26 protein-coding genes and 1 pseudogene are annotated in these 24,739 nt (G+C 70.8%); 17 read left to right on the forward strand and 10 right to left on the reverse strand.

Annotation, left to right across the window (positions count from 1 at the left end):
• Positions 1 to 29: 29 nt before the first annotated feature.
• Positions 30 to 977 carry an NAD(+)/NADH kinase gene (locus tag ACZ7OU_RS27170; RefSeq protein WP_470257263.1) on the forward strand — a complete coding sequence of 316 codons (948 nt, stop codon included), beginning with the start codon at positions 30 to 32 and terminating at the stop codon, positions 975 to 977.
• 90 nt (positions 978 to 1,067) lie between these two features.
• On the opposite strand, the gene ACZ7OU_RS27175 is transcribed toward ACZ7OU_RS27170, so the two are convergent.
• From ACZ7OU_RS27175 to ACZ7OU_RS27185, 3 genes are all read right to left on the reverse strand, one after another.
• Positions 1,068 to 1,736 (reverse strand): hypothetical protein, encoded by a 669-nt coding sequence (locus tag ACZ7OU_RS27175; RefSeq protein ID WP_470257264.1) that lies wholly within the window; start codon positions 1,734 to 1,736, stop codon positions 1,068 to 1,070.
• On the reverse strand, positions 1,733 to 3,004 hold the full coding sequence (locus ACZ7OU_RS27180; RefSeq protein WP_470257265.1) for a P-loop NTPase family protein: 1,272 nt from the start codon (positions 3,002 to 3,004) through the stop codon (positions 1,733 to 1,735). The genes ACZ7OU_RS27175 and ACZ7OU_RS27180 overlap by 4 nt, the downstream gene beginning before the upstream one ends.
• 81 nt (positions 3,005 to 3,085) lie before the next feature.
• Positions 3,086 to 5,896 carry an AbfB domain-containing protein gene (locus ACZ7OU_RS27185; protein ID WP_470257266.1) on the reverse strand — a complete coding sequence of 937 codons (2,811 nt, stop codon included), beginning with the start codon at positions 5,894 to 5,896 and terminating at the stop codon, positions 3,086 to 3,088.
• Between the two features lie 170 nt (positions 5,897 to 6,066).
• Here ACZ7OU_RS27185 and ACZ7OU_RS27190 point away from each other — a divergent pair, with 170 nt between their 5' ends.
• Positions 6,067 to 6,417, forward strand: a complete 351-nt coding sequence (locus ACZ7OU_RS27190) for a hypothetical protein (protein ID WP_470257267.1) — start codon at positions 6,067 to 6,069, stop codon at positions 6,415 to 6,417.
• Positions 6,418 to 6,494: 77 nt separating this feature from the next.
• Entirely contained in the window at positions 6,495 to 6,857 is a 363-nt protein-coding gene (locus tag ACZ7OU_RS27195; protein ID WP_470257268.1) for an RICIN domain-containing protein, read from the forward strand.
• A gap of 271 nt (positions 6,858 to 7,128) precedes the next feature.
• Here ACZ7OU_RS27195 and ACZ7OU_RS27200 read toward each other — a convergent pair whose 3' ends face one another.
• Genes ACZ7OU_RS27200 through ACZ7OU_RS27210 form a run of 3 tightly spaced genes read right to left on the reverse strand, consistent with a single transcriptional unit; the run spans position 7,129 to position 9,155 of the window.
• Positions 7,129 to 7,695: a helix-turn-helix domain-containing protein gene (locus tag ACZ7OU_RS27200; RefSeq protein WP_470257269.1), complete on the reverse strand. Its 567-nt coding sequence runs from the start codon at positions 7,693 to 7,695 to the stop codon at positions 7,129 to 7,131.
• 58 nt (positions 7,696 to 7,753) lie between these two features.
• Complete coding sequence (locus tag ACZ7OU_RS27205) at positions 7,754 to 8,386, reverse strand: CoA transferase subunit B (RefSeq protein ID WP_470257270.1); 633 nt, start codon at positions 8,384 to 8,386, stop codon at positions 7,754 to 7,756.
• Between the two features lies 1 nt (position 8,387).
• Positions 8,388 to 9,155, reverse strand: a complete 768-nt coding sequence (locus tag ACZ7OU_RS27210; RefSeq protein WP_470257271.1) for a CoA transferase subunit A — start codon at positions 9,153 to 9,155, stop codon at positions 8,388 to 8,390.
• 104 nt (positions 9,156 to 9,259) lie between these two features.
• On the opposite strand from ACZ7OU_RS27210, the gene ACZ7OU_RS27215 reads away from it, so the two are divergent.
• A complete protein-coding gene (locus tag ACZ7OU_RS27215) occupies positions 9,260 to 10,015 on the forward strand; it encodes an IclR family transcriptional regulator (RefSeq protein WP_470257272.1) in 756 nt (251 codons plus the stop codon).
• Between the two features lie 233 nt (positions 10,016 to 10,248).
• Entirely contained in the window at positions 10,249 to 10,905 is a 657-nt protein-coding gene (locus tag ACZ7OU_RS27220) for an alpha/beta fold hydrolase (protein WP_470257273.1), read from the forward strand.
• A gap of 3 nt (positions 10,906 to 10,908) precedes the next feature.
• On the opposite strand, the gene ACZ7OU_RS27225 is transcribed toward ACZ7OU_RS27220, so the two are convergent.
• On the reverse strand, positions 10,909 to 11,265 hold the full coding sequence (locus ACZ7OU_RS27225; RefSeq protein WP_273941014.1) for a VOC family protein: 357 nt from the start codon (positions 11,263 to 11,265) through the stop codon (positions 10,909 to 10,911).
• A gap of 101 nt (positions 11,266 to 11,366) precedes the next feature.
• Between ACZ7OU_RS27225 and ACZ7OU_RS27230 the strand changes: the two are divergent.
• Positions 11,367 to 12,657: pseudogene (locus tag ACZ7OU_RS27230) on the forward strand (IS1634 family transposase); the annotation flags it as partial.
• A 91-nt stretch (positions 12,658 to 12,748) separates the two neighbouring features.
• On the opposite strand, the gene ACZ7OU_RS27235 reads toward ACZ7OU_RS27230, so the two are convergent.
• On the reverse strand, positions 12,749 to 13,438 hold the full coding sequence (locus tag ACZ7OU_RS27235; RefSeq protein ID WP_470257274.1) for an IclR family transcriptional regulator: 690 nt from the start codon (positions 13,436 to 13,438) through the stop codon (positions 12,749 to 12,751).
• 95 nt (positions 13,439 to 13,533) lie between these two features.
• On the opposite strand from ACZ7OU_RS27235, the gene ACZ7OU_RS27240 reads away from it, so the two are divergent.
• The 9 genes from ACZ7OU_RS27240 to fahA all read left to right on the forward strand — a co-directional run bounded on the left by ACZ7OU_RS27240 (position 13,534) and on the right by fahA (position 22,065).
• Positions 13,534 to 13,923: a nuclear transport factor 2 family protein gene (locus ACZ7OU_RS27240; RefSeq protein WP_470257275.1), complete on the forward strand. Its 390-nt coding sequence runs from the start codon at positions 13,534 to 13,536 to the stop codon at positions 13,921 to 13,923.
• A 26-nt stretch (positions 13,924 to 13,949) separates the two neighbouring features.
• Entirely contained in the window at positions 13,950 to 14,783 is an 834-nt protein-coding gene (locus ACZ7OU_RS27245) for an SDR family NAD(P)-dependent oxidoreductase (RefSeq protein WP_470257276.1), read from the forward strand.
• The gene (locus ACZ7OU_RS27250) at positions 14,776 to 15,552 is read left to right on the forward strand and encodes an SDR family NAD(P)-dependent oxidoreductase (protein ID WP_470257277.1); all 777 of its coding nucleotides are present in this window, start codon (positions 14,776 to 14,778) and stop codon (positions 15,550 to 15,552) included. The genes ACZ7OU_RS27245 and ACZ7OU_RS27250 overlap by 8 nt, the downstream gene beginning before the upstream one ends.
• Positions 15,549 to 16,973 carry an FAD-dependent oxidoreductase gene (locus ACZ7OU_RS27255; protein ID WP_470257278.1) on the forward strand — a complete coding sequence of 475 codons (1,425 nt, stop codon included), beginning with the start codon at positions 15,549 to 15,551 and terminating at the stop codon, positions 16,971 to 16,973. Before ACZ7OU_RS27250 ends, ACZ7OU_RS27255 begins: the two co-directional genes overlap by 4 nt.
• The gene (locus tag ACZ7OU_RS27260) at positions 16,970 to 18,271 is read left to right on the forward strand and encodes an MFS transporter (protein WP_470257279.1); all 1,302 of its coding nucleotides are present in this window, start codon (positions 16,970 to 16,972) and stop codon (positions 18,269 to 18,271) included. The genes ACZ7OU_RS27255 and ACZ7OU_RS27260 overlap by 4 nt, the downstream gene beginning before the upstream one ends.
• Before the next feature lie 32 nt (positions 18,272 to 18,303).
• Positions 18,304 to 18,825: a MarR family winged helix-turn-helix transcriptional regulator gene (locus ACZ7OU_RS27265; protein WP_470237246.1), complete on the forward strand. Its 522-nt coding sequence runs from the start codon at positions 18,304 to 18,306 to the stop codon at positions 18,823 to 18,825.
• Positions 18,826 to 18,905: 80 nt separating this feature from the next.
• On the forward strand, positions 18,906 to 20,105 hold the full coding sequence (locus ACZ7OU_RS27270) for a cupin domain-containing protein (RefSeq protein ID WP_470257280.1): 1,200 nt from the start codon (positions 18,906 to 18,908) through the stop codon (positions 20,103 to 20,105).
• A gap of 38 nt (positions 20,106 to 20,143) precedes the next feature.
• Entirely contained in the window at positions 20,144 to 20,902 is a 759-nt protein-coding gene (locus ACZ7OU_RS27275; RefSeq protein ID WP_470257663.1) for a hypothetical protein, read from the forward strand.
• Positions 20,899 to 22,065, forward strand: a complete 1,167-nt coding sequence (gene fahA, locus ACZ7OU_RS27280; RefSeq protein ID WP_470257281.1) for a fumarylacetoacetase — start codon at positions 20,899 to 20,901, stop codon at positions 22,063 to 22,065. Before ACZ7OU_RS27275 ends, fahA begins: the two co-directional genes overlap by 4 nt.
• 141 nt (positions 22,066 to 22,206) lie before the next feature.
• Here the strand turns inward: fahA and ACZ7OU_RS27285 are convergent, their stop codons facing one another.
• Both ACZ7OU_RS27285 and ACZ7OU_RS27290 read right to left on the reverse strand, forming a co-directional pair.
• On the reverse strand, positions 22,207 to 22,932 hold the full coding sequence (locus ACZ7OU_RS27285) for an AfsR/SARP family transcriptional regulator (RefSeq protein ID WP_470257282.1): 726 nt from the start codon (positions 22,930 to 22,932) through the stop codon (positions 22,207 to 22,209).
• 111 nt (positions 22,933 to 23,043) lie between these two features.
• Positions 23,044 to 23,220: a hypothetical protein gene (locus ACZ7OU_RS27290; protein ID WP_470257283.1), complete on the reverse strand. Its 177-nt coding sequence runs from the start codon at positions 23,218 to 23,220 to the stop codon at positions 23,044 to 23,046.
• 209 nt (positions 23,221 to 23,429) lie between these two features.
• On the opposite strand from ACZ7OU_RS27290, the gene ACZ7OU_RS27295 reads away from it, so the two are divergent.
• Both ACZ7OU_RS27295 and ACZ7OU_RS27300 read left to right on the forward strand, forming a co-directional pair.
• Entirely contained in the window at positions 23,430 to 24,002 is a 573-nt protein-coding gene (locus tag ACZ7OU_RS27295; protein ID WP_470237240.1) for a Pvc16 family protein, read from the forward strand.
• Entirely contained in the window at positions 23,999 to 24,739 is a 741-nt protein-coding gene (locus ACZ7OU_RS27300; RefSeq protein ID WP_470257284.1) for a carboxypeptidase regulatory-like domain-containing protein, read from the forward strand. The genes ACZ7OU_RS27295 and ACZ7OU_RS27300 overlap by 4 nt, the downstream gene beginning before the upstream one ends.

The raw sequence follows: 24,739 nt of genomic DNA on the forward strand, positions 1-24,739 counted from the left end.
CCGGGCACCGGGCGGCCACAATGGACGTCATGGCAGGGTCCGAGATCACGCGCGTCGGGGTGGTGGCGCACCCGCGGAAGCCGGTGCACGAGTCGGTCGACGTGCTCGTCTCCTACGCCGAGCGGCACGGGGTCGAGCTGGTGGTCCGGGGCACCGACGCGGCGCAGGTCGGGGCCGGGGTGGCGGTGGTACCCGACGTCGAGTTCGCGGCCGGCGTGGACGCCGTCGTCAGCCTCGGGGGCGACGGGACGATGCTGGGCGCGATGCGGCTGGCGGTGGACCGGCCGGTGCCGGTGCTCGGGGTCAACTACGGCAACGTCGGCTTCCTGGTCGAGATCGCCCCGGCCGAGCTCGCCGGAGCACTCGAACGGGTGCACACCGGGGACTTCGAAATCGAGCCGCACAGCTGTATCGCGGTCGAGGAAGGCGACGCGGCGGTGGTCGCGTTCAACGACGTCGTCGTCGGCGGGGCCGAGCCCGGCGCGACGGTGGAGGTCGACCTGCTGGTCGACGGGGCGCAGTTCGGGTACTACCGCTGCGACGCGCTGATCCTGAGCACCCCGACGGGTTCCACGGCCTACAACTACGCCGCCGGCGGACCGGTGATCTCGCCGGCGGCGGAGGTGCTGGCGGTGACCCCGGTCGCGTCGATGTCGGGGGTCAGCCGCTCGATCGTGTTACCGGCGCGCGACGTCGTCACGCTGCGCGGCGCGGCCCGCAGCGCCCCGCCGATGCTGCGCGTCGACGGCAACGCGTGGCGGCCCCTCGACCCGGCCACCCCGCTGACGGCAACCCTGCGCCCGGACGCGGCCCAGGTCGTCCGCCTCGACCCCGGCCGGCACGCGCGACGCAGCCGGGTCAAGCTCAGCCTGCTCGACCTGCCGCTGCGTCCGGAGCAGATGGCCGAGCTGTTGCCGACGGAGATGCGTGAGGACCTGGCCCGCCTGCGCGAGCGTCGGCAGCTGCCGGAGCACTGAGCCGGTGTGGGGTGCCTGCCCCGCACCGGGTCGTGGTCGCGCGGGCAGGGCTGGCCGCGAGACCTGCGGTGGGGACCGGGATCCGCCGGGCTACGGCGGAGGCGGAGGGGTCGGCGTGACCGAGTACCGCACGGTCGTCCCGTCGCGCAGGCACGTCGCCGCCGGGACGGCCGGCGTCGCCGGCAACGCCACGACGTCGGGGGCGCACTGCGGCGGTGGCGGGACGTCGTCGTCCGGCCAAAGCAGCACAGTGACCACCACGCCCACCGCGACCAGCACCCCCGCTCCCGCCCACGCCAGGCCGCGGACCGGCCGCGCGGGCTCACTCGGCGGCGAGACCTCCGGTGAGACCGGGGGACGAGTGACCTCGATCGCGAACGGCTCCGAACGCTCCGCCCGGAAGCCCTCCTCGTCGGCGAGAAACCGTTGGTACGCCGACAAAGCGGCAGCCTCCGTCCGGGCCAACGCGGCCGGCGCCTCCACCGGATCGCCGGACGGGCTGAGGAAACCGTGCAGCAGCACCAATGGCCGGCCGTACTCGTCGCGGGGTTCGCCGCCGGCCTCTTCCGTGGTCACCGCGTGCTCGGCCCAGACCAGCACGCCGTGCGGTGTCGGCGCGGTGCGCGACGGCACGTCGTCCAATGGGGTCGCCGTCTCCTCCAGGAACCCGTGCTCCCGCAGGAAACCCGGGACCAGCAGCGTGGCATACCCCTGCCGCCGTCCGCGGGCGACCAGGAACGGCCAGGCCCGGCCCGTCACCAGTCGCCCCAGCGGTCGCCGCCGAGGCGGGACACCGGGAGCTTCGCCTCGAGCACCGCGACCTGCCGCTGCAGCTCGCCGACCACCCGCCGCCGGGCCTGGACGTAGTGCTCCGCCATCCGGTCGGCCTCGCCGAGCCTCGCCATCCGGGCGCCGCGCGCGGCCGGGTCGTCGTCGTACGGGGACAGCGTGTCGAGCAGCAGCATCAGGCCGGACTCGGCGACCAGGCCCGCGCCGAGGGCGGACGCCAGCACCCGCGCGGCGTGCGCCGTGAAGTGGGCGCCGAGCGTCCGCAGCGCCTCGGCCGGGCCCATCCGCGTCCGCCGTTGCGCGGCCGCCAGCAGCTCGGCACGGGTGGCGCGGTCGAGCGAAAGCTCGGTCTGGCGCAGGATGTCCGGCACCACCACCGCCAACGCGGCCTCGACGTTGCCCGGCCGGAACCGTCCCTCGGGCTTCTTGCGGACCACCCCGTCGGTGAAGACGGCGAAGTCGTGCCCGACGGCCGTAGCCGGGATCAGCCGGACGATGCGCCGGGCACTGTGCATCCGGACGAGGTCGTTGAACCCCGGCGTCGCCATCAGCCGGTCGCGCACGATCCGCAGCCGCTCGTTCTCGTCCGGGTGCAGGTGGTCGAGCAGGTCCCACTTGGTGATCACGAAGACGATCGGGCTGCGCACCGGCAGCATCGCGTTGATCATCGCGTCGAGGGACGCTTCGAGCATGAACGCGCCGCGCTGGTCGCCCTGGGTCGCCTGCAGCAGGCGGAAGCCGTCGATGATGCCGACGAGCGCGTCGGCACCGGCGATCGCCTGCAAGAGCGTCGCCTGGGCGGTCGACCCCGGCGCGTCCGGGTCGGTCAGCAGCTCGCCCGGGTACTCGAGGTAGCCCAGCTTGACGACGGGTTCGGTCGCCCCGCCGACGTCGGTCATCACGCTGAACTCGAACTCGCGCAGCTCGCCGCGGGTCGTGCCGCGCGGCCACTCCTCGTGGACGTCGGCCGCCTTGCGGTACCACCGGTTCAGCTCGATCAGCTGCTCGTGCGGCACGCGCAGGTAGAAGCCGCGGTCGCCCGGGGTCTGCAGGCGGCGGTAGATCCCGGTCAGCAGCAGGGTCTTGCCCGAGCCCTGCAGGCCCAGCGTCACGATCCGGAACGCCGGGACCCCGCCGGCCGGCCCGGCCAGCACCGCCGCGGTGCGCTTGCGGCGCCGCCGGCGCATGAGAAGCACGACCACCAGCACCAGGACGAGAACGATCAGCACGACGCCCACGGTTTCTCCCCTTCCCTCGCCGGGGACGGAGTCGCGGGGCCGGGCGGAGATACACCGGATTCCGGGAACCCCGGCGCGGGCTTACGGGGCCCAGGGTGGCGCGACGGTCCAGCTGCTGTCGGCCGTCACCGTCTGGGGCCGGTCGGAGCCCGTGCCGCCGCCCGAGGCGATGTAGACCGCGGAGTCGAAGTGCCGTAAGAACGCACCCGGGATGTTGAGCGACTCGAACGTCACGCCCGTGCCGCCGAGTCCCGGCCGGGCGCAGAACGTCGCGTCCGCGCGCATCAGGGCCGAGCCGTCGTCCGGGGAGTTGCGGACGCGGCCGTCCTGGTGGCGCAGGAACTGCCCGGGGTAGTTCACCGACTCGAAGGAGGAGCACGAGGACTCCCCGAGCCCGCGCCGCACGGTGTACGTCGCGTCCTGCTTGAGCAACGCGCTGCTGCCGCTGGTCACGACCTCGGTGTAGGCGAGGCCGCCGGCGTGCCGCAGGTACCGGTCGGTGTAGCCCCACGTCGTCACCCGCAGCGACTGCCGCGCGTTCGCCGCCAGGAGCACCGAACTGCGCCACAACGCCGGCGCCGAGACGTCCCACGTCGCGTCGGCGGCGAAGCTCGTCGCCGCGTCCCAGGCGTTCGGGCCACCGCTCACGGCCAGGTACACGGTTTCGTCGTAGTGCCGCAGGTACCGGCCGGGCAGGTTCAGCGACTCGAACGACGTCCCGCCGGCGGCGAGCCCCGGCCGGTCGCACCAGGTGGCGTCCGCGGCGAACGTGCCGCCGGTGTCGCTATCGATCCGGACGCGGTTTTCGGCGTGGCGCAAGAACTTCCCGGGGAAGTTGACCGACTCGAACGAGAAGCAGCGCGGGTCCGCGAGCCCGGCGACGGTCCGGAACGAGGCGTCCTGCCGGGGCCCGTCCGCGCTGCCCGTGGTCAGGACGTCGGTGCGGGCGAAGGAATCCGCGTGCCGCAGGTACCGGTCGGTGTACCCGGGCGTGGTCACCCGGAACGACCGGACGTGCCCGAGCGTCAGCGGCACGGCCGCGTTCAGGTTCTTCGACGCGGCGATCAGGTCGGCGTGCGCCGCGCGGACGCGGGCGGTGTCGACCTTCTGCACCCGCCGGTCGTAGGTGAGCAGGCCGTTGTACTCGCCTTCGACGTCGGTGATCTCGGTGTAGACCGACGCCGACAGGCCCTTGGCGGTCATCAGCTGTTTCGCGTCCCGGACCATGCCGGTGTAGCGGTCGTTCAGCTGCGCCGCGCTCGCCATCTGCTCGTAGGCGAAGAAGCCGCCGGTCGGGCTGTACTCGTGACCGGGGTTGCGCAGGCCGAGCCCGCCGAACTCGCCGAGCACCGACACCCGGTTACCGGACGGCCGGGGCGCGTCCGGGCCGGTGTACACGTGCCAGTCGATGATGTCGCCGGTGCCCGGGTCACCCTTGGAGGCGCAGCAGTTGAACCCGCTGTGCGCGTTGACCAGCCGGGTCGGGTCCTGGTTCTTGATGTTCGTCGTGACGCGCCTGGTCTCGTCGAGGTTCCACTCGCCCCAGCCTTCGTTGAACGGCACGTACGTCACGACGGCGGGGGAGAAGCGGTGCTCGTCGACGATCTCGCGCGCCTCGGTCTCGAACTCGGCGATCTGCGCCGGCGTCCGGTTGCTGTCGGCCGTCGGGGTCGACGGGATGTCCTGCCACACCAGCAATCCCAGCCGGTCGGCCCAGTAGTACCAGCGGGCCGGCTCGACCTTGATGTGCTTGCGCACCATATTGAAGCCGAGGTCCTTGTGCTTCTGCAGGTCCGACGCCAGTGCCGCGTCGGTCGGCGCGGTGTACAGGCCGTCCGGCCAGAAGCCCTGGTCCAGCGTGCCGATCTGGAAGACGAACTCGCCGTTGAGCGTCGGGCGCAGCACGCCGTTCACGTTCTTCGTGCCGACCTCGCGCATGCCGAAGTAGCTGACGACCTGGTCGACCGTCGTTCCGGCGGAGTTGCGCAGCGAAACCCTGAGGTCGTAGAGGAACGGGTCGTCGGGCGACCACCGCCGCGCGTTCGGCACGGGTACGGAGAACTCCGTGAAGCCGCCGGTCGCGCTGCCGACGACGGCGCCGCCGGTCATCGACTCGGCGAGCACGGAGTACCCGCCGACGTCACCGCGGCCGAACACCCGCACTCGTGCCGTGTTGTTCGCGAGGTTCGGGTAGATGTCGACGGAGAAGATCGACGACGGGGCCGTCGGCTCGAGCCAGACGGTCTGCCAGATCCCGGACGACGGCGTGTAGAAGATGCTGGACTGGGCGGTGGCCTGCTTGCCGACGGGCTGCTTCTCGCCGCGGCCGTCGGTCGGGTCGTAGACGCGGACGACGATTTCGTTCGCGCCGCCGTTCAGCCGCGCGGTGATGTCGGCTTCGAACCGGTCGTAGCCGCCCTTGTGCGTGGCGACCTGGACGCCGTTGACCCACACGGTGGCTTCGTAGTCGACGGCGCCGAAGTGCAGCTGCACGTTCCGGCCGGCCCAGGCCTGCGGCACGGTGAAGGTGCGGCGGTAGAACATCAGGTCGCGGTTGTCGTTGCGCATGATGCCCGACAGCGCCGACTCGACGGGGTAGGGCACGAGGATGCGTTCGGGCAGCGTCTGCCCGAGCGGCGGCGCGGCGTAGCGGTCGACGCTGCCGCCCGCGCCGGTGGCGGGGTTGAGGAACTCCCACTCGCCGTTGAGGGACTGCCAGTCGGGCCGCGTCATCTGCGGCCGCGGGTACTCGGGCAGCGGGTCGGTGGTGCTCACCTGCGAGGTCCACGGCGTGGACAGCGGCGGCGGTTTCGGGGTGACGGCGGCGTCCGCCGTGGGCACCACGACGATCGGGCTCAAGAGCGCGAGAACCAGGACGGCGAGACGGCGCATCGGACTCCTCGGGCACTACCGCGGGCTCGAAAATCGAACATAACAGGTAACACAGGCAAACGGAACAACTCAGAAACCACCAGACAATCAACACTCGCCGGGCGGTTGCCGCCGTTCACACGCGCGAGGCCCGCTGGGGGTTGAGTCCCGGACTGCCGGAGGATGGCGTCGTGACGGACGAGTGGTACGCGGTGCGGTGCGTCTTCCGGTGGACCGGGGCCGAGGGGCAGCCGTACGAAGAGCGGATCACGGTGTGGCGTGCCGACGGCTTCGATGCGGCCCTCGCGCGGGCGGAGGCGGAGGCGGCGGAGTACGCGGCGGACGCCGGAGTGACCTACCTCGGGCTCGCCCAGGGGTATGCGACGGGGGAGAAGGTCCTCCAGCCCGGCAGCGAAGTGTTCTCGCTGCTGCGCGATAGCCCGTTGCCGCCGGAGGAGTACCTGGACCGCCATTTCGACACCGGCGGGGAGCACGCTGACCGGACGCTCGCCTGCCCGGAAGGGCCGAGTCGGGCCCGCTGACCGGAACCGGCACCCCACGTCTCCGGAACTTCCGGCACCGTCGGGGCGAAGCGCAGGGTCGGACGTGGGGAGCGTCGATGAGCTGGAAGAAGTGGGCCGCGGTCGTGGCGGGGGTCGTGGCGTCGCTCGGAGCGGCGGCGCCGGTCGCGAGTGCCGCCGACTACGGGCCCTATCCCATCACCAACAACCACGGCGGCCGCTGTCTCCTGCCGCAGGGCACCGGCAACGGTGCGCCGGTCGTGCTGTGGGACTGCTGGCAGGTGACGAACAAGTGGTACCTCCGGTACGTCGCGTACGACAGCCGGTACCAGGTCGTCGACTCGGTCAGCGGCCGCTGCCTCGACGCGGACTTCTCGCGGATCGGCCACAACGGCACGCCGGTGCAACTGTGGGACAACCTCGGCGGCGGCCAGGTCAACCAGCGCTGGGGCGTTCTTTGATCACGCGCCGAGCGCTCGTGCGGTGCTCGCCGGCCCGGTCACCCCGGTGAGCGCGCCGGCCTGGGGCCGGCGTCTCGGCCGGCGGGCGGGCGAGGGTGCTCGAGACGCTGGTGGTGCGGCGATGATGCCGCCCCTCTGATCACGCACCCAGCGCCCGCGTGGTGCTGGCCAGCGCGGTCGGCGGGGTGAGCGGAGTTCCGGCCGGGGTCGATCACGCGCCCCGTGCCCGGGCGGTGCTGGCCAGCAGGGTGGGCGGAGTGGCCGTGGCCGATCACGCGCCCAGTGCTCGTGCGGTGCCGGCCAGCCCGGCCACCAGAGTGAGCGGGCTCCGGCCCGGGGCCGGCGTCGCGGCCAGGGCGGCGATGACCGCACCCCCGGGCCCGCGAACCGGAACGGCCACGCTGCCCGCGTCGGCGGCGTGACCCCTCCCGGGGTACGCCACCAGGATCCGGGCCGCGGCGGTGTCCGGCGGCAGCGCCGTTCCCGGCCGGACGCCCGCACCCTCGGCCGCGACCACCAGCACGCGCTCTCCCCGCCGTACCGCGAGGAACGTGCCCGCGCGCAGCCGCGCCCACAGCAGCGGCAGCCATTCCCTTGCCCGCGCGCGGAGTTCCGGTTCCCAGCACTCGCCGAGACGGAAGACCCGCGCGCCGATGCGGTAGCCGTCCGGGACGCGTTCGATGGCGCCCAGCCCGGCCAGCTGGTCGAGCAGCCGGTGCGTGGTCGTCTTCGGGAGGTCGCCCGCGCGCACCAGGTCCGTGAACGCGGCCCGGCCGCCGAGTGCGTCCAGGACGTCCAGCAGCGCGAACGCGCCCTCGAGTACCCCTCGTCCGGCCATGCCCGTAGTACAGGGCATCGCGCGCGGCCGCGGAACGGACCTTCGGGCAGCCTCCGGGTCAGGCGACGCGGATCGGCGGCTCGGTCTGCTTCCGGACCTGCTCGACGTCGACGCCCGGGGCGAGCTCGACGAGCGAAAGACCCTCGGGCGTGACGTCGAGGACGCACAGGTCGGTGATGATCCGCTGGACGACGCCGCGGCCGGTGTAGGGCAGCGTGCACTCGTCGACGATCTTGGGTGAGCCGTCGCGGGCGACGTGCTCCATCAGCACGATGACCTTCTTCGCGCCGTGGACCAGGTCCATCGCGCCGCCCATGCCCTTGACCATCTTGCCGGGGATCATCCAGTTCGCGAGGTCGCCCGCCGCGGAGACCTGCATCGCGCCGAGGATGGCGGCGTCGATCTTGCCGCCGCGGATCATCCCGAAGGACAACGCCGAGTCGAAGAACGACGCTCCCTTGCGGACGGTCACCGTCTCCTTGCCCGCGTTGATCAGGTCCGGGTCGACGGCGTCCTCTTCGGGGTACGGGCCGACGCCGAGGATGCCGTTCTCCGACTGCAGGACGAGCTCGACGTCGTCGGGCACGTGGTTCGGCACCAGCGTCGGCAGGCCGATCCCGAGGTTGACGTAGTCGCCGTCGCGCAGCTCGCCGGCGGCGCGGGCGGCCATCTGGTTGCGGTCCCAGGCCATGTCAGGCCTCCGTTCCGGTGCGCACCGTGCGCTTCTCGATCGGCTTGTCCGCGGCCTGCTCCGGCGTCAGCGCGACGACGCGGTGCACGTAGGCGCCCGGCAGGTGGACGTCGTTCGGGTCGAGCTCGCCGGGCTCGACCAGCTCCTCGACCTCGGCGACGGTGACGCGGCCGGACATCGCGGCCAGCGGGTTGAAGTTGCGGGCCGCGTCCTTGAAGACGAGGTTCCCGTGCCGGTCGCCGCGCCACGCGCGGACCAGCCCGAAGTCGGCGACGATCGCGCGTTCGAGGACGTACTCCTTGCCGTCGAAGCTCTGCTTCTGCTTCGGCGGGCTCGCCTTCTCGACGGCGCCGGCGGAGTCGTACTTCCACGGCAGGCCACCGTCGGCGACCTGGGTGCCGGCCCCGGTGGCGGTGAAGAACGCGGGGATGCCGGAACCGCCCGCGCGCAGCCGTTCGGCGAGCGTGCCCTGCGGGGTCAGCTCGACCTCCAGCTCGCCGCCGAGGTACTGGCGGGCGAACTCCTTGTTCTCGCCGACGTAGGAAGCGACGACGCGGCGCAGGCGGCCCGCGCCGAGGAGGATTCCGAGCCCCCAGCCGTCCACTCCGGCGTTGTTCGAGACCACTTCGAGGTCCGTCGTCCCCGCTTCGAACAGCGCTTGGACGAGAACGGCGGGTACGCCGCACATCCCGAAGCCGCCCACCGCGAGGGTGGCGCTGTCGGGGATGTCGGCGATGGCCTGTGCGGCCGACACGATCACCTTGTCCATGGGGGACATGAGACCTTTGTGGCGGGATGCGGTCAATCAGCGAACGCCGTTGACCTGGGGATTGTTCGTCTGGTGGTCGGACTCGATGAGGTAGTGTTCACTGAGTGGACGCTCCTTCAGACCTTGTCGGCCGGACTCATCGGGCACTGCGGGCGGTTGCTGTTCATGAGCCTGGCGGTGGGACGACTACCGCTGTGGCTCGGGAAGCTGGGTTGCCTCGGCCTACCGTGCATCGGTTGCTGATGTCGTTGCAGGGGGTCGGGCTCGTCGAGCGTGATGCTGATCGGTGGGTGCTTGGGCCCGAGTTGTACTTCCTCGGGGTGGCTGCCGCTCGGCGTTATGACGTCACCGAGGCCGCGTTGCCCGTGGTGCGGCGGCTGGCTTTGGCTACGGGGGAGAGTGCGTTCTTCTCGGCTCGGCGGGGGGAGGAGACGATCTGTTTGATTCGGGAGGATGGGGCTTTTCCGATCCGCAGCCATGTTCTTTTCGAGGGGGCTCGGTTTCCTTTGGGGGTTGTTTCGGCGGGGATGGTGATCCTTGCTCATCTGCCGGATCGGGAGGTCGAGGACTATCTGGGCCGGGCCGATCTTGCTGCGGTTTACGGGCCTCAGCACGCTGTCGGCGAGATTCGGCGGCATATCGCGGCTACTCGGACTCAGGGGTATTCGCTGAACCCTGGTCTCGTGGTGGAGGGGAGCTGGGGGTTGGCCGCGGCGGTTTTTGATCGGGGTGGGGCTCCGCGGTGGGCGTTGAGCTTGACCGGGGTGGCACACCGCTTCGGCTCCGACCGGATCCCCCAGCTGGGGGCTTTGCTGCTGCGGGAGGCTCATGCTCTGTCGGAGATTTTGGCTCGTGGGTGAGGTTCTCTTCGCAACCCCGAAGCCTTCATTGTGACCTGACTTGGCTCAAGATCGCTGATCTTGGGTAGGGTGCTGGCTGTTGAGCTGCGGTTTCGTCGTGTGAACGGCAAAAACCTGCGCACTAAGCGGCCGGTTCTAGGGGGCTGCCCATCGCTTCCCGGTTACGGCTTCAGCGACAAGCCGGCCGCGCCGGGGTGGGGATCGAGCGGATATCCGACGCGTGGTGCGAGCTGATGGCCCGGCTCGGCTACCGGCGGTTCGGCGCCCAGGGCAGCGACTGGGGCACGAGCATCGGTCAACGGCAACCCGATCGGGTCGCCGGCATCCGTCTCATGCCGCCGCTCGCACCGCCCGATCCGGCCACGTTGGACGACCTCACCGGTGCCGAGCGGGCGGCGCCCGCGACACTGCGGGAGGCGGACGAATGGGGCTCCGGATACTCGGCGCAGCAGTCGAACCGGCCGCAGACGGTCGGCTACGGGCTGGTCGACTCGCCGGCCGCCCTCCGCGCCTGGATCGTCGAGAAGTTCTGGTCGTGGACCGACTCCGGTGGCGACCTGCATCGGGTTATTACCCGGGATGAGCTGCTCGACAACCTGATGCTCTACTGGCTGCCCGGCACCGGTGCCTCATCCGCCCGGCTGTACTGGGAAAGCCTCCGGCAGGTCAACGAATGGATCTCCGGGTCGGCCGTCGCGCCGGTGACCGTACCCACCGGCTGTTCGGTCTTCCCCAAGGAGCTGCAGCGCCCGTCTCGGCGGTGGGCGGAGCGCCGGTTCCCGAACATCCGGTACTGGAACGAGCCCGGCAAGGGCGGCCACTTCGCGGCGTTCGAGCGGCCGGCGTTGTTCGTCGACGAGGTCCGGTCATTCTTCCGGCTGGTCCGCTGATGGTCACCCGTACTCGGTGAGCGGCTGGCTAAAGATCAACAAGTGCCCATCGGGTGTCCGTACGTTGAAGTCGCGCATCCCGTAGGGCCGGTCAGCCAGTGGCTCGACGATGTCGGCGCCGCGGGCGCGCAGCTCGTCGTGGCAGGAATCGACGTCGTCGACGACAACCGTCACCCTGGCCGGGCCGACGCTGCTTTCGGCGTACAGGTGGAACTCGGCGGTGTCGCGGATCACGGCCGCGTAGCTAGGTGGGGTCTCCCAGGTGAATATGGTGTCGAATCCGAGCGCGTCCGTGAAGTACGACCGCGCCGCCTGCACATCTCGGCACGGCAGCACGGGAATCGCCACCCGCATGACCATTCCGTCACCTTACCTGACTTTGGCTCAAGATCGCTGATCTTGGGTAGGGTGCTGGCTGTTGAGCTGCGGTTTCATCGTGTGAACGGCGAAAATCTGCGCACTCCTCGCGTCGCGGGTCGCGGGACATCGAGCACATCGGCTCGGCGCATGACGATGCGGCGTTGGAGGCGCTCAAGGCGGTGGCGAGGCAGCGTCTGGCTGTGGGGCAGCCCGAGCTCGACTTTGGCCCGGCCACGCCTACCAGCTGTTGGGGTTCGAGGAGGCCGCTGGTGGTGACAAGGTGTTCCGATTACTGATGCTGGCACGGATCGTCGAGCCGACCAGCAAGCTGGACAGTCTGCGGGTGATCGAGGAGGCAGGTGTCGACCCGCCGGCGTACGCGACCCTCAAGCGGCGTCTGCCCGCGTTCGCGAAAGAGTCCTGGCGGCAGAAGTTGGCCGCGGCGTGCGCCCGCACCGCTGATCTGGGGCCGGCGTCACTGGTTCTCTACGATGTGTCCACCTTGTACTTCGAGACCGATGCCGGGGACGGGTTCCGTGAGCCCGGGTTCTCCAAAGAACGCCGCCTGGAGCCGCAGATCACGATCGGGCTGCTCACCGACGCAAGCGGGTTTCCGTTGATGGTCAACGCGTTCGAGGGCAACCGGGGCGAGACCACTACGATGCTGCCGACCATCCATGCGTTCATGGATGCCCACCAGCCGGCCGATGTCACGGTCGTGGCCGACGCTGGCATGATCTCTGCGGCCAACCAGCAGGCCAACGAGGCCGCGGGGTTGTCGTTCATCCTCGGCGCGCGGATACCCGACGTGCCGTACGTGGTCCAGGCGTGGCGCCACGAGCACCCGGATGAGCAGATCCCCGACGGGCACATCTTCACCCAGCCCTGGCCTGCCGGCCCCAAGGACCAGCGCCGCGACAGGCCGTCGCCGGCAAGACCGCGGTCAAACGCAACCGGTTCATCCAGCTCACCGGCGCCACCAAGAGTGTCAACCGGACCCTGGAAGCCAAGGCACGCGCCCTTGCCGGCCTCAAAGGCTACGTCACCAACCTCCCGGACGTCACCGCCGAGTTCGTGATCGACGCCTACCACCGACTGTTCCACATCGAGAAGTCGTTCCGAATGTCTGAACACGACCTACGTGCGCGGCCGATCTACCACCACAAGCGCGAGTCGATCGACGCGCACCTGACGGTCGTGTTCGCCGCCCTGGCCGTCAGCAGGTGGATCGAGCAGACCACCGGCTGGTCGATCAAGAAGTTCGTGCGCACCACCCGCCGCTACCGCACCATCAACATCCAGGCCGGCGAGCACACCCTCACCGCCGTCGACCCGCTACCCGACGACCTCCGCGATGCCCTCACCCGCATCCACGACCGCGGTGCGCACTAATTTGAGCCAAATCAGGTTCGCAACCCCGAAGCCTTCATTGTGACTACGGCTTCGGATCGGGGTTGCGGGAGGGTCTGGGCCGCTTCGCTGCTCAGCCCAGTAGTGCGGCCAGCTTGTGTGCTGCCGCTACCACCAGTCGTCCCAGTTCGTCCGGGTCTGGAGCTTCGAACAACGACAGCCCGATGCTCGTCTCCGGGTGGTCGCGTCCGGTGGGGACGATCGCCGAAATCCCTGTGATGCCCGGTGCTATCTCGCCCTTCGATACCGCGAATCCGCGCTCGCGGGCCCTGGTCACCTCTTCCCGCTCGCCCGGTAGCGGTGGGGCGGCCGCCAGGATTGCCAAGCCTGCCGATCCTCGGCCGATCGGGTCCAGCTGGCCTGATCGGAACGCCACATGCATTGCCGCTCTTCTCGGCTCGACGATCATCAGCATCCGGACCTGCTCCGCGTTCTCCCGCACCACCAGGTGCGCCGATGCCTGGGCCGAGTCCGTCAGCTCCTCCAGTACCGGCCGGGCCAGCGTGCGCAGGTCCTGCTCCACCGGCTCGGCCAGCCGAACCAACCCCGTTCCCAGCGAGATGCGCTTGAAGCGGTCGCGACGGCACAGGTAGTGCGCCTCCAGGGTCCGGACCAGCCGGTGCGCCACTGTCCGGTGCACGCCGATGCCGTCCGCGATTTCGGTCAGCGTCAGGCCTCCGGGGTGCTGGACCAGTAGCTCCAGCACCTGCAGCCCGTGGTGCAACGTCTTCGAAGTCCCGGACGCGGGCAGCGTCGATTCCACACACGGCTCCCTTGACGACACGAAAGTGGCGACCTACTGTCCTACACATATTAGCACGCCGCGTGCGAATATAGCACGTACCAACGGAGGTTTCGATGCGAGTGGCGACCGAGGACGTCGTGGCCGTGCACCAGCTCTACGGCCGACAGAGCCACGCGATCGACTCGGGCCGCGCCGCCGAATGGGCTGCCACCTTCACCTCGGATGGCGAGTTCCACTCGCCGACCTACCCCGAGCCCGCCGCCGGCACCGGTGAACTGATCGCCTTCGCCGAGCGCTTCCACGCTTCCGGAGAGACGCTCAGGCACGTGATCAGCACCGTCCACGTCCGCCCCGGCGACACCCCGGACACCCTGCGCGCCGACGCCTACCTGCAGATCGTCGCCAGTACGCACCTCGTGCGGCTGACCGTCCTCGAAGACGACCTCGTGCGGGACGGCGATGGCTGGCGCGTCCGGCGGCGGACCGTGCACCGCGACTCCTGATCCACCGAACAGAGAGAAGAACAACCATGACGACCCACGAGCCCACCGGTCCCGGGCGGGTCCTGCGGCAGCCGGTCACCACGGTCTACCCCGAGTTCCCCGGCAAGGTCGCCGTGATCACCGGCGCCGGCCGCGGCATGGGCGCCCGCTTTGCCGCCGCCCTCGCCACCCGCGGGGTCGACGTCGTCGGTGGGGACATCGATGGTGACGCCATGGCCGCCACCGCCGCCGAGCTGACCTCGGCCCTCGCCGAGAAGTCCCTCGAGGCCAAGCCCGGCCGGATCGTGGCCGCGACCCTCGACGTCACCAAGGCCGGCGACCACCTCGCCCTGGCCCAGCGCGCCATCGACGAGTTCGGGCGGATCGACTTCTGGGTCAACAACGCCGGGATCTTCCCGTTCGCGGAGGTCGCCGAGATCACGCCGGAGCAGATTCGCGCGACGCTCTCGGTCAATGTCGAGGGCGTTCTCTTCGGTGCCCAGGCCGCCGCGAAGCACATGAACCCCGGCGGTGCCATCGTCAACATGTCCTCGGTGTCGGCCGTGCGCGTGCGCAAGGGACGCGGTGCCTACTGCAGCTCCAAGGCCGCCGTCGCGCACCTCACCGAATCCCTCGCCGTCGAGCTCGGTGACCAGGGCCTGCGTGTCAACTCCATCGCGCCCGGCTACATCGACACCGAGATGACGCGGTGGATCCAGGACGACGCCCCGGCGCTCGCCAAGGCTCTCGACGCCGTTCCGCTGCACCGGATCGGCTCGCCCGAAGAGGTCGCCGGTGTGCTGCTGTTCCTGCTGTCGGACAGCGCCCGGTACGTGACCGGGCACAGCATCGCCGTCGACGGCGGGTCGCGGCATGTCTGAGTACCCGGACGTCGTCCTCGTCACCGGCGCCGCGGGTGGCATGGGCGCGTCCCACGCCCGTGCGCTCGGGGCCCTCGGTGTCCACGTCTGCGTGGCCGATGTCGCCGATCCTTCCGAAACCACCGAGAAGATCGTCGCCGACGGTGGCTCGGCGTCGGCTCATCACCTCGATGTCACCGATCCTTCTCAGTGGGACGTCGTGATCGGCGAAATCCGGGCGCGGCAAGGGAAACTCGGTGGGCTGGTCAACAACGCCGGCATCTCGCGGCGGCTGGAGTTCATGGACACCACCGCCGAGGTGTGGGACCGGGTTGTCGCGGTCAACCTGACCGGGCCGTTCCACGGGATGCGCGCCGCCGCCCCGCTGATGCGGGACTCCGGGGGTGGCTCGATCGTCAACATCTCGTCGATCTCCGGGCAGATCGGCTACTTCTCGCCCGCGTACTCGGCCAGCAAGTGGGGCCTGACCGGACTGTCCAAGTCGGCTGCCGGGAACTTCGCGCGCTGGGGTATTCGGGTCAACTCCGTCCATCCGGGGCTCGTCGGCACGGCCATGCTCGCGGGTGCCGACGCCTTCGTCCAGTCCGCTGTGGACAGTGTCCCGGCCGGGCGCGTGGGCCGTCCCGAGGAGATCACGGACGCCGTGCTGTTCCTGCTCTCGGACAAGTCCACCTACATGACCGGCAGCGAGGTCACCGTCGACGGCGGCCTCGTCTCGAACGGGCTCTATCACCGCATCGTCGCGGAGTCGGGAGGTGACCTCGGATGAGCACCGAGGAGTACGACGTCGTCGTCGTGGGCGGTGGGGGCGCGGGCCTCGCGGCCGCCGTGTCCGCCGCCGAGCGCGGCGCGTCCGTCCTGCTGTTCGAGGCCGAAAAAGAGCTCGGTGGCTCGACGCAGCTGTCCGCGGGGATGTTCACCGCCGCCGGTACCAGTGTCCAAAAGGGACTGGGCATCGAGGACACGCCCGAGAAGTTCTTCCAGCACTACATGGACCTCAACCAGTGGCAGCTCAAGCCCGGCCTGGTGCGCGCGTTCTGCGAGGCAGCCGGTCCGGCGCTCGAGTGGCTGATCGGGCTGGGTGCCGACATCCCGGTGCAGGTGTCGCACAACGCGCACTCGCCGGGCCTCACGCGGGCCGGTGTCGAGGACGTCTGGCGCGCGCACGTCCCGAAAGACCAGGGCTACGGCCTCGTCCAGGTCCTCGATCGGGCCAGACGCAAGGCCGGCGTCGAAGCCGTCCTGAACACCCGGGTCGAGCGGCTGCTCGTCGAAGGCGGGCGCGTCACCGGTGTGGTCGCCGACGGGATCGACGTGCCCGCGAAGGCCGTCATCGTCACGACCGGCGGGTTCGCCCGGGACCCGGCGCTGGTCACCCGTCACTACCCGGCCGCCGACGCCGCGGGCGAAGACCTGTTCGTCGTGGCGGCGGACGGCTCCCGAGGCGACCATCTGGCGTTCGGCGAGCAGGTCGACGCTGCCATCGCCGGCGATGGCTGGGGACTGCTGCTGCCCACCGCGTACTTCCAGCGGCTGCACCACTGGCAGTCCGGCTTCCCGCCGGTGTCGCGGGTGCTGGTCAACGTCCACGGCCGCCGGTTCATGGACGAAGACGCGTCTTATGCGGTGTCCAGTGGGATCATCGACCGCCAGGGCGGTCCCGTGTGGACGGTCTTCGACGAGCGGGCCCGCACCACGCTGCCCGCCGGGTACGCCCACTGGGACGCCGACCACGTCCTGGCCGAAGCCGAGGCCGGCCGCACCGTGCGCGCCGACAGCGTCGAGGAGCTGGCCGGGAAGCTGGGCGTGCCCGCCGACGCATTGCGGGCGACGCTCGAGCGCTGGAACGCCAACCTGCCCGAGGACCCGGACTTCCTGCGGCACGAAACCCTGGCCGCCAAGGGCCGCACCGCGCCGCCCGACCCGATCGGGATGCCGCCGTTCTACGCGGCGCGCACCCTGCCCGCCGAGCTCGTCTGCACCCACGCCGGACTCGAGATCGACGGCACCGCCGCCGTGCTCGACGCGCGCGGCGACCGCGTGCCCGGCCTCTTCGCCGCGGGGGAGGCCGGAGCCGGTGTGCTCGGTCCGCGGTACGTCGGCGGCGGGAACGCCGTCGCCAACGCCATCACCATGGGCCGCGTCGCCGGCCGCAGCGCCACTCACTCAACGCCGAGGAGCACCCCATGACCGTCCACACCGGATCCGCGAGCACCGCGGTCGGGAGACGCACCGTCCGCAAGGTCGCCGTGCGGATCATGCCGATCGTCGGCCTGCTCTACATCTTCAACTACATGGACCGCGCGAACATCGGCTACGCCCAGCTCGGCATGGGCAAGGAGCTGGCGATCGACGCCGCCACGTTCGGGGCCGCGTCGGCGATCTTCTTCCTCGCCTACGTCGTGTTCGAGATCCCCAGCAACATGATCATGAAGAAGGTCGGCGCGCGGCTGTGGCTGAGCCGGATCGCGGTCAGCTGGGGCATCGTCACGGTGGTCACCGGGTTCGTCGCGAGCACGACGCACCTGGTCATCGCGCGGATCGTGCTCGGCATCGCCGAAGCCGGGCTCTTCCCGGGCCTGCTGCTGTACCTGACGCTGTGGTTCCGCGGGAAGGAACGCGGCCGCGCCATCGCGACGCTCGCACTGGCCCAGCCGATCGCACTGATCCTCGGCAGCCTCACCGGCGGCTGGATCCTCGACCACGCGCACTGGCTCGGGATGAGCAGCTGGCAGTGGGTGTTCGTGCTGCAGGGCGCGCCGGCCGTGCTGATCGGCGTCGTCACGTTCCTGTGGCTGCCGAACAAGCCGTCGGAGGCGAAGTTCCTCAGCCGGGAGGAGCGCGACTGGCTGCAGACGGAGATCGACAAGGAGTACGTGCCGGAGGAGAAGGAGACCTTCCTCGGCCAGCTGAAGGCGGTCCGCAACGGCAAGGTGCTGCACCTGGCGTTCTCGAACCTGTTCATCGCCTGCGGCCTCTACGGGCTGACGTTCTTCCTGCCGCTGATCGTCAAGCAGCTCGACCCGAAGTACTCCTCGACCAACATCGGGCTGCTCGGCGCGATCCCGTACGTCGTCGGCGCGGTCGGCATGCTGCTGCTCGCGCGCAACTCCGACCGGACCGGCGAACGCAAGGGGCACGTGATCGTCCTGGTGCTCGTCGCGGCGCTGGGCTTCTTCGGCGCCATCCAGTTCAAGTCGGTGCCGGCGCTGTCGCTGATCAGCCTGTCGCTGGCGGCGATCGGGGTGCTCGGCTACCTGGCGCCGTACTGGGCGATGGCGTCGAAGGTGCTGTCGAAGGAGCACACGGCGGTCGGGCTGGCCGCGATCAACTCGATCGCGGCGCTGGGCGGGTTCTTCGGCCCGTACGCGATCGGGCTGGCGGCGACCGACACCGACGTCACGGTCGGGCTTTACTTCCCGATCGGGTGCCTGGTGCTCTCGGCGATCATGCTCGCGTTCCTGAAGGTCCCGCGCGAGCGCAACTAGTTTCAAGTTTGACTATTTGTTAGGGTGCTCCGATGGAAGAGGAGCTGGACTTCTGGTCGTTCGTCGAGCTGGCCAACCGCCGGCTCGCGACGGAGTACGGCTTCCGCCACCAGCTGGCGACCGAGGTGCTGCTGACCCTCAACCGGGCGTCGGACCTGGTCACCTACGACCTGGAGGCCGCGGTGCACCGGCCGCGCGGCCGGTCGTGGTCGGCGTTCCGGCTGCTGTTCGTGGTCTGGCTGGCCGGGCCGCTGGAGCCGAAGACCGCCGCCCGGCTCACCGGCATGAGCCGGGCGGCGGTGTCGAACCTGATGAAGCCGCTCGTCGCGGACGGCCTGCTCGACCGCGTCCCCGACGAGCGCGACGGCCGCTCGGTCCAGCTTTCGCTGACCGAGGCCGGCCAGGCGGAGATGGTGTCGGTGTTCCGCGAGCACAACGAACGCGAGTTCGGCTGGACGGACGCGTTGACCGGGGAAGAACAGCGGATCCTGGTGATGCTGCTGGGCAAGCTGATCGCCGGGCGGGCCGGGTCCGACACCCGCAGCCGCCGCTAGCCCCTACCCGTGGCGCGCGCCGGGGGCTACGCTGACCCTAAGATAGTAAAAGCGTGAACTAAATCGGCCAGGAGGCGACCATGGCGTACTACCGCCGAGCGGGGACCATCCCGCCGAAGCGGCACACCCAGCACCGCACGCCCGAGGGCGGGCTCTACTACGAAGAGCTGATGGGCGAGGAAGGCTTCTCGTCGGACTCCTCGCTGCTCTACCACCGCGGCGTGCCCTCGGCGATCGTCGACGCGACGCCGTGGGAGCTGCCCGACCAGACGCTCACCGAGAACCGCCCGCTGGTGCCGCGGCACCTGAAGCTGCACGAGCTGTTCGCGGGCAACGACTGGAAGAGCGCCGACGTCGTCACCGGCCGGCGGCTGGTGCTCGGCAACGGCGACGTGCGCATCTCCTACGTCGCGGCGGGGGAGGCGTCCCCGCTCTACCGCAACGCCGTCGGTGACGAGTGCGTGTACGTCGAGTCCGGCGAGGCGCGCGTCGAGACGGTGTTCGGCGTGCTCGAAGCGCGTCAGGGCGACTACGTGATCCTGCCGCGCGCCACCACGCACCGCTGGGTCCCGGTGAGCGACGAGCCGCTGCGGGCGTACGTCGTCGAGGCGAACTCGCACATCACGCCGCCCAAGCGGTACCTGTCGAAGTTCGGCCAGCTGCTGGAGCACGCGCCGTACTGCGAGCGCGACCTGCGCGGGCCCGAGGAGCCGTTCCTGGCCGAGGGCGAGGACGTCGAGGTGCTGGTCAAGCACCGCGGCTCGCGCGGCATCACCGGCACCCGGTACGTCTACCCGACCCACCCCTTCGACGTCGTCGGCTGGGACGGGTTCCTCTACCCGTACACCTTCAACATCGCCGACTTCGAGCCGATCACCGGCCGCGTGCACCAGCCGCCGCCCGTGCACCAGGTGTTCGAGGGCCAGAACTTCGTCATCTGCAACTTCGTCCCGCGCAAGGTCGACTACCACCCCCTCGCCGTGCCGGTGCCGTACTACCACTCCAATGTGGACTCCGACGAGGTGATGTTCTACTGCGGCGGGAACTACGAGGCGCGCAAGGGATCCGGCATCGCCCAGGGCTCGATCAGCCTGCACCCGGGCGGGCACAGCCACGGCCCGCAGCCCGGCGCGGTCGAGCGGTCGCTCGGCGCGGAGTTCTTCGACGAGCTGGCCGTCATGGTCGACACCTTCCGCCCGCTCGAGCTCGGCGAAGGCGGCCTCGCGAGCGAAGACCCGGGCTACGCGTGGACCTGGTCCGGACGGGGGCCGGTCGCGTGATCCCCGCGCTCTTCGCCGGCCTCTGCGACGACGCCGCGATGTTCCCGCCCGGCCTGGCGCCCCTGCCGGCCGCGATCGCCGCGCACGACGCCTATGAGAAAGCCTGGTACGCCGACCTCGTCGGGCCGCTCGTGCTCGCCGCCCCGGCGCTCGAAGCGCTGGACGAATTCCTCGGACCGCGCGAGACGCCGTTGCCGGTCGCGGTGACGCTGCCCGGCGGCCCCGACCGGCTGCCCGCCGTGCTCGACGCCGTCAAGACGCTGCCGGTGGACCTGCGGGCCCTCGAGATCGCGGTGCCGGACGGCATGGGGCCGGCCGAGCTGCTCGACGCGGTGTCGGCCGCGACCGCGCCGGTGTACGTGGAGATCCCGCGCGACGACCGTCGCGGGCCGCTGCTGCGGGCGCTCGCCGGGACGGGCCACCGCGCGAAGTTCCGCACCGGCGGCGTCCGCGCGGACCTCTACCCCGATGAGGCCGAGCTGGCCGCGTCGATCTGCGAGGCCATCGACGCCGGCGTCCCGTTCAAGGCGACGGCCGGGCTGCACCACGCGCTGCGCAACACCGACCCCGAAACCGGCTTCGAGCAGCACGGCTTCCTCAACCTGCTGCTCGCGGCCGGCGACCCCGACCGCGCCGAGGCGCACCTCGCCGAGCGCGACGGCGCGGTCGTCGCCGGGCTCGTCCGGGACCTGGAGGACGGCGTCCGCGCGCGGTTCACCTCGTTCGGCACCTGCAGCGTCACCGACCCCCTGACCGAGCTGGCCGCCCTCGGCCTGCTGCCCCGAGGAGAGGCATGACCACGATCGAGATCCCCGCCGGTTCCCCGTTCGGCGTCGCCAACCTGCCCTACGGCGTGTTCTCGGCCGGCGGCGACGCCCCGCGCGTCGGCGTCCGCGTCGGGGACTCCGTGCTCGACCTCGCTCGCGCGCTCGGCGACGACGTCTTCGCCGCGCCGACGCTGAACCCGTTCATGGCGCAGGGGTACGACCGCTGGGTGGCGGTCCGGTCGCGGATCACCGACCTCGTCGCCGGTGAGGTCCCGGACGACGCCGTGCACGCGGTCGGCGACGTCACCCTGCACCTGCCGTTCGAGGTCGCGGACTACGTCGACTTCTACGCCTCCGAGCACCACGCGTCCAACGTCGGCCGGCTGTTCCGGCCGGACGCGGAACCGCTGCTGCCCAACTGGAAGCACCTGCCGGTCGGCTACCACGGCCGCGCCGGGACGATCCTGGTCTCCGGCACGGACATCGTCCGCCCGAGCGGCCAGCGCAAGGGCGACCCGGCGCCGGTGTTCGGCCCGAGCACCCGCCTGGACATCGAGGCGGAGCTGGGCTTCGTCGTCGGCACGGGCACGCCGCTGAACACCCCGATCGCCCCGGACGACTTCGCCCGGCACGTGTTCGGCGCGGTGCTGCTCAACGACTGGTCCGCGCGCGACATCCAGGCCTGGGAGTACGTGCCGCTGGGCCCGAACCTGGGCAAGAGCTTCGCGACGTCGGTCTCGGCGTGGGTCGTCCCGATCCTCGCGCTGGAGGCCGCGCGGGTCCCGCTGCCCGGCCAGGACCCGGAACCGTTGCCGTACCTGCGGGAGAGCAGCCCGTGGGGGCTCGACGTCGAGCTGGTCGTCGAGTGGAACGGCGAGGAGGTCAGCCGTCCGCCCTACCGCGAGATGTACTGGTCGCCCGCGCAGATGCTGGCCCACCTGACGGTCAACGGCGCGTCGTCGCGCACCGGCGACCTCTACGGCTCCGGCACGATCTCGGGCCCGGAGAAGCACCAGCGCGGCGCCTTCCTCGAACTGAGCTGGGGCGGCAAGGAACCGCTGACGGTCAAGGGCGAGGAGCGCAGCTTCCTCCTCGACGGCGACGAGGTGGTCATCACGGGCACGGCCCCGGGCGCGAACGGCGAGCGCATCGGCTTCGGCGAAGTCCGCGGCCGCGTCCTGCCGGCCGGTTGATCCGCACGGATCCGTCGACGCCGAGCCCGTTCACGGCGAATTCGCCGTGAACGGGCGACCGGCCGCGATTGATCCGTGATTTCCCGGCCCGCCGCTATTTCGGTAATGATCACGACCGCAATTCGCCGGTGAATTCGCCGGCTACTGCGCGGCGATGTGCGGCAGGAGCCGGCGAAGGGAGTCGGACGGCTCGAGTCCCAGTTCGTCGAGCAGCGTGTGCCGGCACTGCTCGTACTGGTGCTGCGCCGCCGCCCGGTTCCCGGCCGCGAGGTGCGCGTCGATGAGGACCCGGTGCGCGCTCTCCCGCAGCGGCTCGGCCCGCACCGCGGCCAGCCCGGCGGCCACCGCCTCGCCGTGGCGGCCGGCCGTGGTGAGCCGCTTCGCCATGGCCTCCAACGCATACAGCCGCAGCTGGTGGTACTGCTCCTGTTCGAGCAGCACCCACTCGTTGTCCGACCACTCGGGCAGCAGGTCGGCCGACAGGTCGTCGCGGGTCTGCCGGTCCAGGATGTCGTCGCAGCCGCAGGAACGGTCGAGCAGGCGGTGCGCGCGGGCGACCGCGTCGTGGATGTCGACGGTGATGTTGCCCGCCAGCGCCATCTCCTGCACCGACGCGTCGATGACCCGGTGCCCGGTGCGCGACGCGCGCCACAGCGACGAGCGCAGGTTCGCGTTGGCGCGCGGCGTGGTCGCCTCCGGCCACAGGGTTCTCGCCACGTAGGTCCGGGTCCGTGGCCGGTCCTGCAGCGCGAGGAAGGCGAGCAGCCGCTGCGCGCCGGCCGAGAGCGCCACCCGGTCGTCGTCCACGAGCAGCGTGAATCCCTTGAGCAGCCGCAGTGTCACCAGCTGCGTTTCTTCAGTGCGCATCGGCTCCCCAACCTATGCCCGGCACCGTTCGGATCGACCCACCCTTGAACAATTCGCGACCCCGGTGCGAAACGTTACCGGAATTATCGTCCGGGTGGCGTCAACAGGGCGTCACGAAAACGTCATCGGGCCTGATCCGAGCTCGTCCAGCCAGTTCCGGACGGCCGCGAGCACCTCTTCCGGGGACGTCACGGCGAGTGGCCTGGCCTCGTCGGTACCGATCGTGGAGAGGATGCGGACCCGGAGCGCGTCGGGCTCGCCGCCTTCCAGCCACGCACGGAGAACCATGCTGCCGGAACGCTCCTCGGATGGCTCCACCACCGCAGGATGCGCGCCGATGTGTCACCGTCGCGTCGCGGGCACGTCAACGCGCGCTCCCGGAACGCCGCCGTGACGCTCGCGCGACGCGCTGATCGCGGCCCCGCCACGCCACCCCTGCGATGCTGCGCCCCGGCAGGTCGGAGCCACTTCCCGGCGTGCCACAGGGGAGGACTGGCATGGGCGATTTCGGCGTCGTCGCCGACGTTTCGACGATCATCGTGGACCGGCTCACCGAGGCGCTGCGCGGACTCGATCCGAACGACCCGCCGCGGGCGATGCTGAGCGACCTCGAGGACCGGCCGAGCCAGGCGACGCTGACGGTCTTCCTGTACGAGATCGCGGAAGACCCGACCTCGCGCAACCGGCCGCCGGTCCGGTCGCTCCCGCCGGCGCCGCCCACGAGCCGCAAACCGCCGATGGCGCTGCTGCTGCGCTACCTGATCACCCCGTGGGGCGGCAACCAGGAGACCCAGCACCAGATGATCGGCCGCGCGTTGCAGGTCTTCTACGACGACGCGATCTGGTCCGGCGAGGAGCTGACGGGCAGCCTGGCGGGCACGACCGAGGCCCTGCAGTTCACGCTGACGCCGTTGACGCTCGACCAGAAGTCGTGGATCTGGTACGCGATCCAGAAGCCGTACCGGCTGTCGCTCAACTACGAGGTGCGGGTCGTCAACCTCGACTCCCTCGACGTCGCCGAACTCCGGCTCGTGCGCAGCCGCACGATCAGCGGGGCGCCGCTCCCATGACCCGCTACTACCCCGTCGAGACCTCCGTCCTGCACAGCCCGGCCTGGTTCGTGCCGTTCGACGAGTTCGCCCAGCGCGTGCGGGCCGCCGACGTCGCCACGGAGCTGGACCGCTTCGACCCGGACGGAGGCGTCTGGGTGCCGCAGGAGACGACGGCGATCCGCACGCCGAGCGCCGCGATCGCGTACCCGGAGCTCGGCCGCCGCCGGCCGCCGGGCGGGGAGCCGGAGCGGTTCCGCGTCCGCTTCTCGGCCATCGGGCTCGCGCCGCTGTACCCGGCGGACGGCACGGACTTCGACGCAGGCCTGGCCGGGGTCGAGTTCACCGCCTACCCCTACGACGACACGAGCCCGCCCGCCGTCGGCAGCGAGCCGAGACTGGTCCGGCTGCTGCCGGGCGTCGCGTTCCCGTACGGGCCCGGCATCCGCACCGTGTACGGCGTCGTCGTCGACGCGGCCACCCGGGCGCCGGTGGCGAACGCGCTGGTCGAGGCCCGTGGCACCACCGTCCGGGACGGGGTCGCGTGGCAGGAGCGGACCCTCACCAACCCCGACGGCGCCTTCCGGCTGGCGTTGCGCTGGGAGGGCGAGCCGGTCATCGGGCCGCCGCCCGTGCAGATCTTCCACCTCACGGCCACCGAGCGGCCGGGACGGACCGGGGCGCTGGACGTCCGGCTGCCGACCGAACGGGACCGCCGGCACGTCATCGAAATCGTCTCGCAGCAGAGAAGGAGCTGA

It is taken from the genome of Amycolatopsis sp. NPDC114505, assembly GCF_055633615.1.